At 65.9% G+C, this 15,562-nt stretch carries 14 protein-coding genes and 1 pseudogene; 7 read left to right on the forward strand and 8 right to left on the reverse strand.

Annotated elements, in window-relative coordinates:
* Nucleotides 1–160: 160 nt before the first annotated feature.
* Nucleotides 161–1,486: pseudogene (locus ACIA8C_RS35665) on the forward strand (2-isopropylmalate synthase); the annotation flags it as partial.
* Nucleotides 1,487–1,581: 95 nt separating this feature from the next.
* Entirely contained in the window at nt 1,582–3,864 is a 2,283-nt protein-coding gene (locus tag ACIA8C_RS35670) for an ATP-binding protein (protein WP_397142509.1), read from the forward strand.
* Nucleotides 3,865–3,869: 5 nt separating this feature from the next.
* Here the strand turns inward: ACIA8C_RS35670 and ACIA8C_RS35675 are convergent, their stop codons facing one another.
* Both ACIA8C_RS35675 and ACIA8C_RS35680 read right to left on the reverse strand, forming a co-directional pair.
* Nucleotides 3,870–4,394: a DinB family protein gene (locus tag ACIA8C_RS35675; RefSeq protein ID WP_397142511.1), complete on the reverse strand. Its 525-nt coding sequence runs from the start codon at nt 4,392–4,394 to the stop codon at nt 3,870–3,872.
* A gap of 54 nt (nt 4,395–4,448) precedes the next feature.
* Complete coding sequence (locus tag ACIA8C_RS35680; RefSeq protein WP_397142514.1) at nt 4,449–5,075, reverse strand: maleylpyruvate isomerase family mycothiol-dependent enzyme; 627 nt, start codon at nt 5,073–5,075, stop codon at nt 4,449–4,451.
* Between the two features lie 255 nt (nt 5,076–5,330).
* On the opposite strand from ACIA8C_RS35680, the gene ACIA8C_RS35685 reads away from it, so the two are divergent.
* The 3 genes from ACIA8C_RS35685 (at nt 5,331) to ACIA8C_RS35695 (ending at nt 8,381) form a co-directional block, all read left to right on the forward strand.
* Nucleotides 5,331–5,945: a hypothetical protein gene (locus tag ACIA8C_RS35685; RefSeq protein WP_397142516.1), complete on the forward strand. Its 615-nt coding sequence runs from the start codon at nt 5,331–5,333 to the stop codon at nt 5,943–5,945.
* Nucleotides 5,942–7,186, forward strand: a complete 1,245-nt coding sequence (locus tag ACIA8C_RS35690; RefSeq protein WP_397142518.1) for an MAB_1171c family putative transporter — start codon at nt 5,942–5,944, stop codon at nt 7,184–7,186. Before ACIA8C_RS35685 ends, ACIA8C_RS35690 begins: the two co-directional genes overlap by 4 nt.
* Nucleotides 7,187–7,418: 232 nt before the next feature.
* Complete coding sequence (locus ACIA8C_RS35695) at nt 7,419–8,381, forward strand: cytochrome P450 (RefSeq protein ID WP_397142520.1); 963 nt, start codon at nt 7,419–7,421, stop codon at nt 8,379–8,381.
* On the opposite strand, the gene ACIA8C_RS35700 is transcribed toward ACIA8C_RS35695, so the two are convergent.
* The 4 genes from ACIA8C_RS35700 to ACIA8C_RS35715 are packed head-to-tail and all read right to left on the reverse strand — an operon-like array spanning nt 8,358 to nt 11,078.
* A complete protein-coding gene (locus ACIA8C_RS35700) occupies nt 8,358–9,314 on the reverse strand; it encodes an NmrA/HSCARG family protein (RefSeq protein WP_397142522.1) in 957 nt (318 codons plus the stop codon). The genes ACIA8C_RS35695 and ACIA8C_RS35700 overlap by 24 nt on opposite strands.
* A gap of 15 nt (nt 9,315–9,329) precedes the next feature.
* Nucleotides 9,330–10,157 carry a polysaccharide deacetylase family protein gene (locus tag ACIA8C_RS35705; protein ID WP_397142525.1) on the reverse strand — a complete coding sequence of 276 codons (828 nt, stop codon included), beginning with the start codon at nt 10,155–10,157 and terminating at the stop codon, nt 9,330–9,332.
* Complete coding sequence (locus ACIA8C_RS35710; RefSeq protein WP_397142527.1) at nt 10,147–10,896, reverse strand: aminotransferase class I/II-fold pyridoxal phosphate-dependent enzyme; 750 nt, start codon at nt 10,894–10,896, stop codon at nt 10,147–10,149. The genes ACIA8C_RS35705 and ACIA8C_RS35710 overlap by 11 nt, the downstream gene beginning before the upstream one ends.
* Nucleotides 10,857–11,078 carry a hypothetical protein gene (locus ACIA8C_RS35715; RefSeq protein WP_397142529.1) on the reverse strand — a complete coding sequence of 74 codons (222 nt, stop codon included), beginning with the start codon at nt 11,076–11,078 and terminating at the stop codon, nt 10,857–10,859. The genes ACIA8C_RS35710 and ACIA8C_RS35715 overlap by 40 nt, the downstream gene beginning before the upstream one ends.
* Before the next feature lie 121 nt (nt 11,079–11,199).
* Between ACIA8C_RS35715 and ACIA8C_RS35720 the strand changes: the two genes are divergently transcribed.
* A complete protein-coding gene (locus ACIA8C_RS35720; RefSeq protein WP_397142532.1) occupies nt 11,200–12,093 on the forward strand; it encodes a LysR substrate-binding domain-containing protein in 894 nt (297 codons plus the stop codon).
* On the opposite strand, the gene ACIA8C_RS35725 is transcribed toward ACIA8C_RS35720, so the two are convergent.
* Together ACIA8C_RS35725 and ACIA8C_RS35730 are read right to left on the reverse strand one after the other, a co-directional pair.
* Entirely contained in the window at nt 12,090–12,752 is a 663-nt protein-coding gene (locus tag ACIA8C_RS35725; RefSeq protein ID WP_397142534.1) for a maleylpyruvate isomerase family mycothiol-dependent enzyme, read from the reverse strand. The genes ACIA8C_RS35720 and ACIA8C_RS35725 overlap by 4 nt on opposite strands.
* A gap of 169 nt (nt 12,753–12,921) precedes the next feature.
* Entirely contained in the window at nt 12,922–14,646 is a 1,725-nt protein-coding gene (locus ACIA8C_RS35730) for an amidohydrolase family protein (protein WP_397142537.1), read from the reverse strand.
* A 245-nt stretch (nt 14,647–14,891) separates the two neighbouring features.
* Here ACIA8C_RS35730 and ACIA8C_RS35735 point away from each other — a divergent pair, with 245 nt between their 5' ends.
* Entirely contained in the window at nt 14,892–15,557 is a 666-nt protein-coding gene (locus ACIA8C_RS35735) for a GH25 family lysozyme (protein WP_397142540.1), read from the forward strand.
* The last annotated feature ends 5 nt before the right edge of the window (nt 15,558–15,562 follow it).

The raw sequence follows: 15,562 nt of genomic DNA on the forward strand, positions 1-15,562 counted from the left end.
CGGGGCCTGAACGACCGGCCCCCCGCCGTGGGGCTTTGTCGTGGCCGGTCACCTCCGTTTCGTGACTGCCAGAAAGCAGGACCTCAGCATGTCGATCACTACCCCCGCCAGCCAGATTCCCGACAGCGCGCCGGTGTGGAATCCGCAGCGGCACTCCCAGATGCCGTCGCACCGCTACCGATCCGTCTACGACCGGGTGGAAGTGCCACTCACCCAGCGTGATTGGCCGAACGCGCGAATCGCCGCGGCGCCGCTGTGGGTGCCGGTCGATTTGCGCGACGGCAACCAGGCCCTCGCCGAACCGATGGACCCCGAACGCAAGCGGCGCTTCTTCGCACTGATGGTGGCCATGGGCTACAAGGAGATCGAGGTCGGCTACCCGTCCGCCTCACAGACCGACTTCGATTTCGTCCGGCTGATCGCCGACACCGAGCTGGCGCCCGACGACGTCGCCATCGTCGTATTCACCCCCGCCAGAACAGATCTCATCGAACGCACCGTCGAATCGGTGCGTGGCCTGCGCAACGTTGTCATCCACATGTACGCCGCGACCGCACCCACCTGGCGAAACACGGTGCTCGGCAAGGACCGTGCCGCACTGCGCGAGCTGATCCTCGCCGGTGGCCGCGACGTGCTGGCAGGCGCCGCCGACCTGCCGAACGTGCGGTTCCAGTTCTCGCCCGAGGTGTTCAACCTGACCGAGCCCGACTACGTGCTCGACCTGTGCGACCGGATGACGACGCTGTGGGACGCCACCCCGCAGCGCCCGGTGACCCTGAATCTGCCTGCCACGGTGGAGGTCGCGACCCCCAACGTCTACGCCGACCAGATCGAATACATGCACCGCAACCTGGCCCGCCGCGACAGCGTCATCCTGTCCGTGCACCCGCACAATGACCGTGGCACCGGCATCGCCTGCGCCGAACTCGCGGTGCTGGCCGGCGCGCAACGCGTCGAGGGCTGCCTGTTCGGCAACGGCGAACGCACCGGCAATGTCGATATCGCCACGTTGGCGCTGAATCTGCATGCGCAGGGCGTGGATCCGATGATCGACTTCTCCGACATCGACGAGATTCGCCGGACCGTCGAATACTGCACCCGCATGCCGGTCCCCGAACGCCATCCGTACGTGGGCGATCTCGTGCACACCGCGTTCTCCGGCACCCACCAGGACGCGATCAACAAGGGCATGGCCGCGCATCGGGCCAGGGCCGCGCAGACGGGAATCCCGGAGCGTCAACTGGATTGGCAGGTGCCGTACCTGCCGATCGACCCGGCCGATATCGGCCGCACCTACGACGCGGTGATCCGGGTCAATTCGCAGTCGGGCAAGGGCGGCATCGCCTATCTGCTGAAGACGGAATTCGGCATCGACCTGCCCCGGCATCGGCAGATCGACTTCGCAAGGCACGTGCAGGCGCACACCGACGCCACCGGTCGCGAGATCACCGCAGCCGAGCTGCGCGACCTGTTCGAGGCCATCTATCCGGCCATCCGGACGCCCTGACCCGCGCGGCTACTTCGGGCAAAAGGCCCAGGGACGCGCGAGTCCATGCGAAGGTAATCGGCGTGGCGCGGTACGTGACAGGCAACCTCCCCGCCGAAGTGACCAGCTTCGTCGGGCGGGCCGGCGAAGTCGCTACCGCCAGGAAACTGCTGTCCAGCACGCGCCTGCTCACCCTCACCGGCCCGGGCGGCGTCGGCAAGACCCGGCTGGCCAGGCGGGTGGGCGAGGCGGTCCGGCGGGCCTTTCCCGACGGCGTCTGGCTGGTGGAGGTGGCCCACGTCAACGACGGGGAACTGGTGGCGCTCAGCGTCGCGCAGGCGCTCGGCCTGCACGACGACACCAGTGCGCCGCTGGCCGGCCTCACCGATTACCTCGGCGGCAAACACCTACTGCTCATCCTCGACAACTGCGAGCACCTCATCGGCGCCTGTGCCGAACTCGTCGACCGGCTGATCGCCAGCACCCCCGACATGCGGGTGCTGGCGACCAGCCGGGAGCCGCTCGGCGTGCTGGGGGAGCAGGTGCTGCCGATCGCGCCGCTGCCGGTGCCCGGCATCGACGAGGACACCGGCGCAGTCGACGCGGCGGACAACGCCGCCCTGCGGCTGTTGATCGACCGCGCCACCGCCGCGAACCCCGAATTCCGGGCCACCGCGACCAATCTCGGCGCGCTCGCGGCAATTTGCCTTCGCCTGGAAGGCATCCCGCTTGCACTCGAACTGGCGGCGTTGCGGCTGCGCGCATTTACCCCCGACCAGGTGCTGGCACGCCTCGACGACACCATGCGCCTGCTCACCACCGGTCTGCGAACCGCGCCGCAACGGCAGCAGACCCTGGAAGCCGCCATCCGCTGGAGCTACGACCTGTGCACGCCGGACGAACAGCACCTGTGGGAGCAGCTCGCCGTGTTCGCGGGCGGCTTCGACCTGGTCGCCGCCGAGGCGGTGTGCTTGCTCGATCCTGGAGCGCTGGTAGACGCGCTCACCGGTCTGGTCGACAAGTCGGTGCTGAGTCATCGCAGCGACACCGACGGCACCGGCCGCTACGCCATGCTCGAGCCGCTGCGGCAGTTCGCGCTGGCGCGGCTCGCGGCACACGGCGACGAGTACGCGGTGCGGATCCGGCACCGCGACCACTACTATCGGGTCGCACGGCGCGGGCGCGTCGAATATTGGGGCGACGCGGACGTCATCTGGTTCCGCGACGTCACCCGCGAACACGCGAATATGCGTGCGGCGCTGCAATTCGCGCTCGCCGACCCGGACGGCGCACACCGGGGGTTACAGATCGCCAGCGAGTTGCGGCCGTTCTGGGAGCACTACCGGTTCTTCCTCGAGGGCTATCGCTGGCTGATGGACGCGCTCGGCAAGGATCTCGCGCGCACCACCGACCGGGCCCGCGCCCTGGCCGCCGCCTCGGTCATCGCGGGCATGCTGTCGGATACCGGGTCGGCGCACCGATATCTGCGCGAATGTGTCGCGATAGCAACGGAATTGGACGCCGAGGAGGTATTGGTCGAGGCCGCGTTGCTTTCGGCGGTACTGGCCTTCGCCGAGGCCGACCCGATGCGTGCGCTCGAAATCGCCGAGGGTGCCGCCGTACGGGCCCGCGCGTGCGGGCATCACGGCGCGGAGATGGAGTGCTTGGCATTCGGCTATGTGTGCGCGATGGTGCTGGCGGACGGACGGGCAGGCACGCTGGCCGAGCAGTTCCTGGCCAAGTCGGCCGAGCAGGGTTCGCACCTGCTCGGTGGCCTCGCGTGGTGGGCGGTCGGCACGAACCAGTGGCGAAACGGCAACGAGGACAAGGCGATCGAGGATCTGCGCCGGGCGGTCGAACTGTTGCGCCTATTCGATCGTTGCGTGTGGACGGCGTCGGTGTTCGACGGGCTGGCCTGGGCCGCAGCGGCCGGCGGCGACCAGCGCCGAGCCGCGCGGCTGATGGGCGCCGCGACGACGGTGCGGCGCGGCAGCACACAGCGGCTCGCGCACGCCATGACCGACGTGGTCGGCGAGAAGGTCCGGCTTCAGGTCCATGACGCCATGGGGGACAAAGACTTCGGCGCGGAGTTCGACAGCGGTGCCGCCCTCACCTTCGACGAGGCGGTGAGCTACGCCCTCGGCGTCGAACAGTCCGCCCCGCTACCGGCGCCGAAATCCGTTGCGGACAACCAGCTCACCCGCCGCGAGAAGGACGTGGCGCGCTTGGTCGCCGCCGGGTACAGCAACAAACGCATTGCCGCCGAGCTGGTCATCTCCATCCGCACGGCGGAGAGTCACGTCGACCACATCCTCACCAAGCTCGGCTTCGAATCACGCGCCCAAATCGCGGCCTGGGTCAGCAAGCACGCGCTCTGACCAGCTCAGTCGCCGGTAGCGCCGTCGATGCGTTCGCGCAGGAGGTCGGCGTGCCCGTTGTGCCTGGCGTACTCCTCGATCATGTGCACGTAAACCCAGCGGAGGTTGTACACCAGCTCGGGGCGGCGGGGGTGCGGGAAGGTGTGCTCGAGGGACAGGTCGGCGACCGCCGCATCGGCCAGTTCGAGTTCACGGCGGTACAGTGCGAAATCGGTTGCCGGGTCGGCCTGTTCGGTGTCGTCGAAGTCGCCGTCCGGATTATCCGAGCTGCAGTAGATGTAATCGATGTCTTCACCACCGGCAGCGAGGCGGAACCAGCCACGCTCCACCTCGGACATGTGCCGGACCAGGCCGTGCAGCGACAGCGTCGATGGTTCGACGGACCGCTGTTTTAGCTGCTTCGCCTCGAGCCCCGCACACTTCTGCAGCAGCGTGGCACGGTGGAAGTCGAGCCAGCTCTGCAGCATCGGTCGCTCGTCGGCGATCAGCGACGGTTTGGCTCGGGAGAGATCAGGCGCAGTCCAGGTCACGTGCAGACTGTAACTCGATGCGGTCATCGGTGGCCTGTGATTATTGTCCAAGGGTTAACTGCTGGTGAACCGCTTCGCCTTGTCCCCGCGCAGCTTCTCGGCGGGCAGTTTGCGTCCACACAACACCAGCAGTAGATCCTGGGCGTCGCCGGTGACGACCTCGCCGGAGCCGTAGCACCAATCCAGATCATCGGCGCGCAGTTCGATCCCGTTGAGGTCCACCCCGAAGAACTTGACGCTCTTCGGATTGATGGCGTCGAGTACGAGCCGCAGCCGGTCCTCAGGCACCTTGCGGTCGAGCCCGAGCGCGACCGTGATGTCCAAACCGTGGATGACATCGTGGCTCAACGCACCCTCGAACCCGCCACCCGGCGGCTTCCACGGATGATCAACGTTGTCCCACAACGACTTCAGCAGATCCTCCGCGGTGAGCTGCTCGGCATCCTGGCGCGCGGTACGATCGGCCATCCGATGGAAACTCCCCACCGCCCGCACCATCTCCAGCGCGAACCGCGCACCCGACAGCCGAAACGGCATGGTCATATGCGCGACCACCTCCCGCACCCGCCAGCCCTTACACAGCGTCGGCGCATCCCACCGCTCCGCATCGAACCCGGCCAATAGCTCAGCAAGGTCGGTCCGCTCACCAGTGATCGCCCTGCGCACCTCGATATCCGTCATAGTGTCTCCTCGCCCGCGATCATTCCCCGCCCCGCCCCCAACCGCCACACAACGAGCAAATTTCTCATCCGATCGGGATCTTCGGCACCAGAGTTCGTCCAGCCGGCCAGACACACTCGCCAAAGTGGTTGTCGGGCAAGGGGTGCGGCGAGCGTCGGCAATCGTTTATATTGATGGCCGCCGACGACCCTTGCCTGGCGCTCCGCGACTGTCCGGAACAGGGATGAGGAACTCGGCGGTGGGGATCGGTGGAAGGTGTGGGACGAGCAACAGTCTGGTAAGGAACCGATGGCCTTCTTGTGCGGTCTGCGAGGACATGCGACTCGATCGGCGGAGCGGAAGCACTTCGCCGAAACGCAGCGGCGATGCGACCAGCTCATCGCGGATCTACAAGTTACTGCGCCGTTTCATATGGAGAACTTCATCGAAAGCGTTGGCGAAACACTGGACCGCCCGATCATTCCGCTACCGATGACTATGCCAGTCGGCGGCCCTACCGGCCTTTTGCTGCAGACATCGACCGCGAATTACATTGTCTTTCGCCGTAATACGTCACGAGTCCATCAGGAAAGCATCGTCCTGCACGAGGTGGCGCACCTGCTCTGTGGCCACATCGGTGTCCAAGGAATGAACAGGACTCGGTCGAAGATGCTGTTTCCATACTTGGATCCCGACATGGTGATCAGCATGCTCGGCCGCACTGCGTACTCCGACCGTCAAGAAAGTGAGGCGGAACTATTCGGATCCTTCCTTCGGACAAAGCTGGGAACCTGGTCCCCGCAGTCGGTGTGGACAACACCTGACGATATCGCGCCAGTGATCGAGAGAATCGAACGCGTGCTGGGCTCACATAATCAGGGTGATCGATGAATTGGGTCCTCTATCCGGCATGCGCTGCGGTCACCTTCTTAGCCTTGCTGTATCGGCTTCCCACGCTGATTCGTCGGCCGGAGCCCGCGCTGGTAGCGCTGTGTTGCTATTTCGCGATCCTGACAATAGCTTTCACATTGTCGACACCGCCCGTCTTCGTAGGGGTCAGCAAGTTTTTCGGTGTGCCGAATATTGCGGGCATGCTCACTCAGTGTGGCGCGTTGCTGGCCGCGGTGATGCAACAGGTCGTTGTCGTCGCCTGGGCGTATCCCTGGGCGCAGGCAAAGCTGAGGATACGTTGGCTTCTTGTGCTGACGGTATCCGCGCTGACTTGCATGGCATTTCTCTTCGGGATCGCGGTTCAAGACATGACCGTCAATCCACATAATTTCGCCGTCGATTCAGCTGCCATCTCCAGCTATCAGCTGTATCTGGCGGTCTATCTGAGCTGCTATATCCTCGGCTTGGTGGAGTCGGTGCGATTGTGCTGGCGCTATTCCTCCGAGGTCGGCCCCGGTTGGCTTCGGTCCGGCCTGCGGACAGCGGCCGCCGGTTCCAGTCTCGGGCTCGTGTACGCGGCAGCCAGGGGCGCAGATATTTTCGCGGCGCATATCGGGCTCGATGGTCGTCAGTGGGAACCGGTCGCTCGCCTCGGCGCTGTCGGTGCCACGCTGCTGATGGTGATCGGTTGGACAATGCCCACCTGGGGGCCACTGTTGTCCAGAGTGTCGGCGCAGTCCGGCCGCTATCGCACTTACTATCGCCTGCGGCCGCTCTGGCAGGCGTTGTATAACGTTGTGCCCGACATCGCCTTGGCGCTCCCCAGGCAACGTGGCATTTCGCGGTTGCCGTTGAGCCATCTTGATTTACACCTCTATCGACGAATCGTCGAGATCCGCGACGCCCGTATGGCATTGCTGCCCTTCTTCGATATCGAATTCTCCGATGCGGTGAGAACTCGCGCCGCGCAGCAAGGGTGGACGGGTCGTCGGCTCGACGCCGTCGTTGAAGCCGCTAACCTTGCCGTGGCGATCGAGGCCAAGAAGCGTTGGGGTTCAGGTGCTTCGGCGATGCCGCAGACCATCGCGGGAGACTTCGACCGGCCCGACGAGACAGACGGCAGCCTGCATGATGAGCTGGATTGGCTGGTGCTGGTCGCCGTAGCGTTTGCCAGGTCGCCGGTTGTCGCCGGCGCCATCAGTACCCTGCCCAACCACGAACACCTCACTAACCCGGAGTAGAGCTTTGACCTCACCCATTGCACCCTTCGACGCGGACTACGTCCTCGACACGCACGCCGTGCATCGCAAGCTCCGTGACAGCGGTGCTGTACATCGAGTCATACTTCCCACGGGTGCCATGGCATGGTTTGTCACCCGCGAGTCGGATGTCCGTCGCGCGCAGACGGATCCTCGTCTGTCGGTCGACAAACGATCGTCCGGCAGTGGGTACAAAGGCTTCTCGCTGCCTCCAGTGTTGGAAGCCAACCTGCTCAATATTGATCCACCCGACCACACGCGCGTGCGCAGACTCGTCGCCCGCGCCTTCACGCCCCGACGGATCGACAACCTGCGGGACAAGATCCAAGCCGAGACCGATCACCTGCTGAGCCGTATCGCCGACCAGGAACAGGTGGACCTAGTTGCCGAGTTCACCGTGCCGTTGCCACTGACTGTGATCGGCGACCTGCTCGGCATTCCAAGCGAAGATCGCTTGCGATTCCGCGGCTGGACCAACGACCTGCTCGCCCCAGACCCCGCACAACCGCAGCAAGCCAAGCACGCCGTCATCAACATGGAGCGATTCATGGTTGAACTGGTCGCCGCCAAGCGCGCCGCACCCACCGATGACTTCCTGTCCGACCTGATCGCGGTGCGTGACGGCGGAGACCAACTCGCTGAAGACGAACTCGTATCGCTTGCTTTCCTCATCTTCTGGGCGGGCTACGAGAGCACCGTGAGTTTCATTGGCAACGCTGTACTGGCCTTGCTCGACCATCCGCAACAGCTCGCGGCGCTGCGCGCGACAGCAGAGCCGAGCGACGTCGCGCTCGACGAACTACTGCGCTACGCCCATCCGAACCAATTCTCCATCCGCCGCTTCGCAACCGAAGACATCACCATCGGCGACGTCCACATCCCCGCCGGCGACATGGTGCTGCTCGGCAGGGCATCCGCGAACCGCGATCCACTCCGGTTCCCGAACCCCGACACCCTCGATCTGACCAGAGCGGACAACCCGCACCTCGCGTTCGGTCTCGGTATCCACTTCTGCCTCGGCGCCCCATTGGCTCGGCTCGAAGCGCGCATCGCCATCGGTAGCCTGCTACGGCGGTTTTCGCGGATCGAGCTAGCAATCCCGCGTGACCAAATCCGGTGGCGGTCCTCGTTCCGGGAACGCGGGTTAAACGCTTTACCAGTAATTCTCGGCGACTAGGTGCAGCCAGTTTTCGAAGGTCAGCATGCCTGGGTGGAGGTCGCGTAGGAGCGGGAGGTCTCGGTCCAGGGTGAGGATGTCGCGGGTCTGGAAGAAGAGGAACATCGCCGCGTAGTCGTGGCCGACCTTCGGCATCGCGGACCGCAGCGTGTCCAGGGGCATCGGATGGTATGCGCAGGGGGATCCCGTCACGCGCTCGACGGTGGCGGCGATCTCCTCGCCGGTGAGGCTGTCCGCGGTGACGGCGAGATCGCGACTGCCCCAGCTCTGCCAGTGCCGCAACATGAAATCAGCGAACCACGCGATGTCGTCCAGGCCGATCAACGGGTAGCTGCCGGTGCCGAGCGGCAGGGAGAACAGCAGCCCGGAGCGACCGTCGGGGAGTGGGCCGCGTCGAGGCGCGAGCCGTTCCCGCAGATTCTCGAAGTAGGGCGAGGTCGTGAGGATCGAAACGTGGCCGGTATACCAGCCGTCGCTCTCCTGTCGCATCATCTCGTCGGACCGGAGCATGTTGATGTGTGCCGCGACCGCGGCCTTCGCGTCGAAGTGCGGCACCGGCACAGATCCGCCGGTCAGCGTGACCGCGCTGTCGAGCGAGGACCAGACAAACCGTTCGACCCGCGCCTCGCACGCGGCTTCCAGCGCAGCGACTCCCTGCCGATATTCACCGAGAACGCTTGCGCTGGACCAGAAGTCGGTGTTGCAGAACACCTGATCCACACCGGACACGGCCGCCCGGATGCTGTCGTGGTCATTCAGATCGCCCTGCAGAATTCGGACCCTGGCGCCGCCGCGCGCCAATAGGCCGGTGGCTCGCTCCGAGCGGGGATCGCGGGTGAGCACGGCGACGGTGGCATCGGGTGACTCGAGCAGGCGTCGCACGACCCTGCCGCCCATCGCGCCGGTGCCCCCGATGACGAGTGTGTCAACCATGATTGGTCCTTTTCGTTATGGAAGATGATGTGCGAGAACATGTTCGGCGACCTGACGGTGCGTGGCGATCCAGGCGTCCGCGCGTACCCGCTCGATAAGGCCGAGGATCCGATCGAACATGCCGGACAGCAGCGGCCGTCCGCCCACATGCGCGTGCACGGTCAGGTTGAATACACCGGGACCAGGCGCATCGAGCACGTGCCGCAGCAGATCGGCGTGCCCGTCGAGGTAGCCCTGCGGCGAGGCGACGCGCACGTCCGACAGCTCGCTGTGCATGATCGAGACCAACGAACCGGCCGGTGTCGTCAGCACCCGGGGTAGTTCGCGGTCGTTGTAATCGCCGGACCACAGGTAGCCGGCCTCGGCCAGCAACTCGGGGGTGTGCGCCGTGCCCGAGGCCCGGGGGCTCATCCAACCGGTCGGACGCACCCCGGTGAGGCCCTCGAGTATCGAGGTACACCGCCGAATATTCGCGCGTTCGGCAGACACGTCGAGCAACGCCGGAATGACGTCCTGCGCATAAGAGTGCGCGGCGATCTCGTGCCCCGCATCGTGCGCGGCCCGCACGGCATCCGGAAACCGTTCGGCCACTAGGCCGTTGACACCGAAGGTGGCGGGCATGCCGTGGGCATGGAGAATCTCCAGCAGCCGCCACACTCCGGTGGTGGCGCCGTATTCGGACCAGGAGACGCTGTGCGCGTCGTGCGCTCCCGGCAGCGGCCACGCCGCGGCCATCGGCGCGTAGACCGGCCAGTGGCCCGGAGACCACAGCTCCACGGCCGCAGTGATCATGATCGCGATCTTCTTCTCGCCCGGCCATCGCACCGGTTCGTCAATCGGCATGTCGAACACCTCCCTCCGCGTCGGCCGACGTGCGGTCTCCGTGATCGGCAGTCGTGACATCCCGCCGGGCACGGACGAACGCCTCGACACAGCGCGCGATCTCCGCCTCCGTATGGGCCGCCGAGACCTGGATGCGGATGCGTGCCGCGCCCCGGGGCACGACCGGGTGGGTGAAGGCGACCGCGTGGACACCGTGCACGAACAAGGCCTGAGACATCCGGGCGGCGACGTCGGCGTCGCCGAACATGACCGGGACGATGGGATGATCGCCGGGCAGCGGATCGAATCCGGCATCGAACATCGACTGGCGGAACAACTTCGCGTTCTCGTGGAGGCGTTGCCGTTGCGCCCCACCGGTTTTCACCAATTCGAGCGCGGCGAGCGAACCCGCCACGACGACCGGCGGCACCGCGTTCGAGAAAACATAGGGTCGAGACCGTCTGCGCAGCAACTCGACGATCTCCGATCGGCCGCTGACATACCCTCCTGATGCGCCGCCAAGGGCCTTGCCGAGCGTGCCGGTCAGGATGTCGACCCGGTCCTGCACTCCGGCCGGGTCGGCGGTACCGGCGCCCGTTTTCCCCAGCACCCCCACCCCGTGCGAGTCGTCGACCATGACCATCGCGTCGTACTGCTCGGCGAGGTCGCAAATAGCCTGCAGGGGTGCCAGGGAGCCGTCCATGGAGAACACCCCGTCGGTCACGATGAGACGGCGCCGGCACCCGGCCGCCCGCCGCAACTGCGCCTCGAGATCGCGTTGGCGCAGAAGTTGAGGAGTTCGTGCCCGGCAATCGAAATCCGGGTCGACTGAGGTGTGCCGATCGGCCGTTCGCGGGTGACCTTCCCCAGCACGGCGCGAAGTTCGTCGCGGATGGTGAACACGTCGGAGCACTCCCTCACTTGATGGGCATCACCGCTCATTGGGCGACCGTCTTCAGGTTCTGTCCGGCGCGGGTGCGCGTCCAATGCCCAGTACGGACTCGGACATGCTCGAGAGGCATGGCCCGAGGTAAGCGGTACTGGTGCGGCTACGGTGGGGGACATGACCGGGGTCACTTCGCAGCTGGATCTGGACCTTCGGGTGGTCCGGTATTTCGTTGCCATCGCCGAGCACGGGCAGTTCAGCCGGGCCGCGGACGTCCTGCATGTGGGGCAGCCGTCGCTGAGTCGGCAGATCCGTGGCCTCGAGCGGCAATTGGGGGTGCGGCTGTTCGACCGGGAACCGCAGGGCGCCCGTCTCAGCGAGGCAGGGGCGGCGTTCCTGCCCAAGGCCAGGGCTTTACTGCGCACCGCGCACGAGGCTGCGGCCGCGGCCCGCGCGACGGCAGGGCCAGGCAGCATATCGATCGGCTACACCGCAGGACTCGCGGTCACCGCGGCGACCAGGGAACTGCGTCGCCAATGCCCCGAGGCGACCGTGCGCACAATGTATCTCGGCTGGCATCGGCCCGGCGAGGCCTTGCTCGACCACCGAGTCGACGCGGTCGTCGCCCGCCTGCCGTTCCTGGCCGACCGGCTGCAGGGGACACCGCTGTACGACGAACCGCGGGTCGTCATCGTCTCCCGTGATCACCGCCTGGCCGGACGGCGGTTCGTCGACCTCGCGGACATCGCCGACGAACCGCTGCCCCGGGTATCGGGCCTCGATCCCGCATGCGACGCCTTCTGGCGCCTGGAACCACGACCGGACGGCCGCCCGGCGCCTACCGGTCCCGTCATGAACACGCTCGACGACACCTGGGAGTTCGTGGCCTCCGGTGACGCTCTCGTGGTCGCCACCCGCAGCCACGTCCACACCAACCGAACCGACCTGGCGGTGCTTCCGCTGCGCGGGGTCGCGCCGAGCAGTGTCGTGTTGGCGACCCGGGCCGACGAGACCGGGCATCTGGTCGCGGCCTTCCGCCGTTGCGCCACAACATATTTGACTGCGGCTTAGGCGGGGCTGGGAAGGTGTTTGCGGTGGCGGCCGTGCTGGCCGGAGTAGGTGAACCGAATGGCGTTGGCGCCGTGCAGTTTTTCGTCCGGCAGGGTACGTCCGCATAGTAGGAGTAGTAGGTCTTGGGCGGTGCCGGAGAGGATTTCGCCGGAGCCGTAGTGCCAGTCGAGGTCTTCGGCGCGGAGTTCGATGCCGTCGAGGTCGACTCCGAAGAATTTGACGATCTTCGGGTTGATGGCGTCCAGTACGAGGCGTAGCCGGTCCTCGGGCACCTTTCGTTCCAGGCCGAGGGGGACGGTGATGTCCAAGCCGTGGATGACGTCGTGACCCAACGCGCCCTCGAAGCCACCGCCCGGTGGTTTCCACGGGTGACCGACGTTGTCCCACAGGGACTTCAGCAGATCCTCCGGGGTGAAGTGCGCCGCGTCCTGTCGGGCGGCGTGATCGGACATCCGGTTGAAACGTCCTGCCGCTCGGAGCATTTCGAGCGCGAAGCGGGGTTCGGAGAGACGGTACGGCAGGGTGATGTGCGCGACGACCTCGCGCACCCGCCAGCCGCGGCACAGCGTCGGCGAATCCCAGCTCTCGGCGTCCAGGCTGGTCAGCACCTCGGCGAGTTCGGTCCGTTCCGCCGTGATCGCCGCGCGCACATCGGTCACCGTCTCTCCTCACCGTGCTACCGCGACATTTGCCCAGCCGAGCGGATACCGCCGCGGAATTACTTAGGATTTATCGGGAAATTCCCGTTCGGTGATGTTATTCCTAAAACCGGATGAAATGTCGCAGAGTGATTTTTCGGCTTTTCAGAACGGCGTGTCGCGTTTGTGATCAGGCGGGTGTGAGGAATGTTCCCGCATGCAGGGTGGTGCCGAAGCCGGGGGCAAAGGCGCCGTATTCGTAAACGATGTGCCCGCCGACAATGGTGGCGGCGACGGCTCGATCATTGCGATTGACCATCCGATCCAGGCCCGCGATGCCGGGAAACGGCGTTTCGGCGTATTCGGCGCTGGAACCGTCGAAACCCGCCGGGTCGATCACCGCGATATCGGCGCGGGCGCCCTCGCGCAGGCTTCCGACGTTCAAGCCGTACCACTGCGCCAATTCGCCGGTCAGCCGGTGCACCGCCGCCTCTATCGGCATGAACTTGCGCTGGTGCGCCCGCTCCAGCATGCGCAGGCCGAAGTTGTAGAAGGCCATATTGCGCAGGTGCGCGCCCGAATCGGCGAAGCCGACCTGCACGTTGGGGGAGCGCTGCAGCCAGTCGAGCACCTCGTCGCGATCATTGGCGATGACGGTGCGCCAGCGCAGCTTCGCGCCGTGTGCGACGGCGAGGTCCAGCAGCGCGTCGGCCGGATGGATGCCGCGCTCGTCGGCCACCTCGCCGAACGACTTCCCGACCACCTCGGCCTCGGGACAGGACACGATCTGCGCGTCGTACAGGTCTCGATGCCACACCCGCGGGCCGTACTTCTTGGCGAGGTCTTTACGGAACTGCCTGCGGTAGGACTCGTCGGCGAGCAGTTCGCCGCGCTTCATCACGTCGCGGATATTCAATGCCGCGACCCCGGAGCCGAACTCCTCGAAGACCACCAGATCGACGCCGTCGGCGTAGACCTCGAACGGCACCGGCAGGTGCTGCCACCGGAATGCCGCCCCGCCAACGGTGTTCGCGATCCAGGCCGCCGTGGTCGCGGCGCGCGCCGTGGTGCGGTCGGCCTTCACGTCCATGCCCGCGATCAGGGTTGTCTTGAGCGGCTTACGGAATCGACCGGCACTCTGCGCGAAGTAGCGTGCGATCTCCAGCCGGGAGGTGAGGTTGGGTGTGCTCTGGTGAATCCGATTCCGTTGCCGCAGAATTTTGTTCAGCGCGGCGTATTCGCGCCAGCCCGCGTAGGTCGACGGCAGCTGCCTGGTCGGGAAGCGCACACCCTCCAGTTTCGAGAACGAGCTGCGGATGGTGGACAGCCCGAGGAATCCGGCATCGAGCGCGTCGGTCAGCATCTGCCGCATGCGATTCAGCTCGTCGCCGGTCGGCTGCGCCTGCGGGTCCACCGCGCGGCCGAGCCCCATGACGGCGACCCGAATGTCCGAATGGCCGAGTAGCGCGGCCACATTCGCGCCGAGCGGGCGCGCAGCGAGCGATTCGGCGTAGGCGCGCGGCCCGTCCCAGTTCTGGTGTTCCTTGACCGCGGAATGCACGGCGTCCCAGGGGAGGGCCTCCACCCTGGCGAACATGTCCGCGCAATCGTCGGCGTCGGAATACACCGTGGACAGCGAGCAGTTTCCGATCACCACGGACGTGACGCCGTGCCGCACCGACTCGCCGAGCCCGGGATTGCCCAGCACCTCGGCGTCGTAGTGGGTGTGCACGTCGAGCATGCCCGGAATGACCCACTTGCCCGCCGCGTCGATGGTCCGCGCACCTTCGGACAGCGGCTCGGCGCTGACCGCGACCACCTTGCCGTCGCTGACGCCGACGTCAGCGGTGCGCGCCGGCGATCCCGCGCCGTCGAAGACCAGCCCGCCCCGAATCACCACGTCATACCGCGTCATCTGCGCCTCCATGCCCTCCGGTATCTGATACCACCGGTATTAAGTACATGGTCGCACGAGTAGTTACCCGAGGTCACCTGTTGGGTGCGGATACACCTTTCCATCCAGGCCGCGCGCGGAAACGAATACGAGATCGGTGGACCGCACGGCCCACTCGCTGTCACGGCAGCGGTAACGACGAAGAACGGGGATCATGCATGCGCGTCAGGTCCGCTCGGATCAGTACGCTGGCCGCGTTGTGTGTCGTGGCACTGTTCGGCGCGCTGCCGTCCAGTGCGGCACAGGCCGACGGCGGCGTCGAAGGCCTCGACGCCGCGGCATCCGGTGTCGATTGGGTCAAGGTCAAGAGCGACGGCGCCGCGTTTGCCTACAACAAGGCGACGCAGGGACGAGACGGCACCAACATCGCCTTCGGCGAGCTGAACAATGGCGCGTCGAAGGCCGGACTGTTTCACGGCGCGTATCACGTTGCCGCGCCCGATGCGAGCAGCGGCCGGGATCAAGCCAATTTCTTCGTGGACCACGGCGGTATCTGGCCTGCTGAGGACGGACACGGGCTGCCCGGTGCCATCCTCTTGCGAGACGGCACCAAGGCAAACAAGTGCTATGGGCTCGACGCCTCGTCAATGGTCAGCTGGCTCAAGGAGTTCAGCAACACCTATCGCACGAGGTCGACGGACCGGGCACCGGTGATCGCGACTACCGCGCAATGGTGGAAGAACTGCACCGACGACTCCGCCGACTTCGGCGCGGTCAACCCTTTGTGGCTCCTGCACTCTGCCGGTTCGGCCGATCTGCCGGTGGGCTGGAAGGCCAGCACGATCACGCAGGATAAGGTCTCGGGAGCCAATCGGGGTGCGGACAGGTTCAACGGGAATCAAGAACTGCTGGAGCAATTCGCCAACGGGTGAGTGAC

It is taken from the genome of Nocardia sp. NPDC051321 (genome assembly GCF_044455225.1).
GTDB lineage: Bacteria > Actinomycetota > Actinomycetes > Mycobacteriales > Mycobacteriaceae > Nocardia.

Coding starts and splice junctions, on each gene's coding strand:
- ACIA8C_RS35680 (WP_397142514.1), bottom strand. CDS start 5,075: ATGACGGATATCGAGGTGCGCAGGGCGATCACTGGTGAGCGGACCGAC.
- ACIA8C_RS35690 (WP_397142518.1), top strand. CDS start 5,942: ATGAATTGGGTCCTCTATCCGGCATGCGCTGCGGTCACCTTCTTAGCC.
- ACIA8C_RS35700 (WP_397142522.1), bottom strand. CDS start 9,314: ATGGTTGACACACTCGTCATCGGGGGCACCGGCGCGATGGGCGGCAGG.
- ACIA8C_RS35705 (WP_397142525.1), bottom strand. CDS start 10,157: ATGCCGATTGACGAACCGGTGCGATGGCCGGGCGAGAAGAAGATCGCG.
- ACIA8C_RS35715 (WP_397142529.1), bottom strand. CDS start 11,078: ATGAGCGGTGATGCCCATCAAGTGAGGGAGTGCTCCGACGTGTTCACC.
- ACIA8C_RS35720 (WP_397142532.1), top strand. CDS start 11,200: ATGACCGGGGTCACTTCGCAGCTGGATCTGGACCTTCGGGTGGTCCGG.
- ACIA8C_RS35730 (WP_397142537.1), bottom strand. CDS start 14,646: ATGACGCGGTATGACGTGGTGATTCGGGGCGGGCTGGTCTTCGACGGC.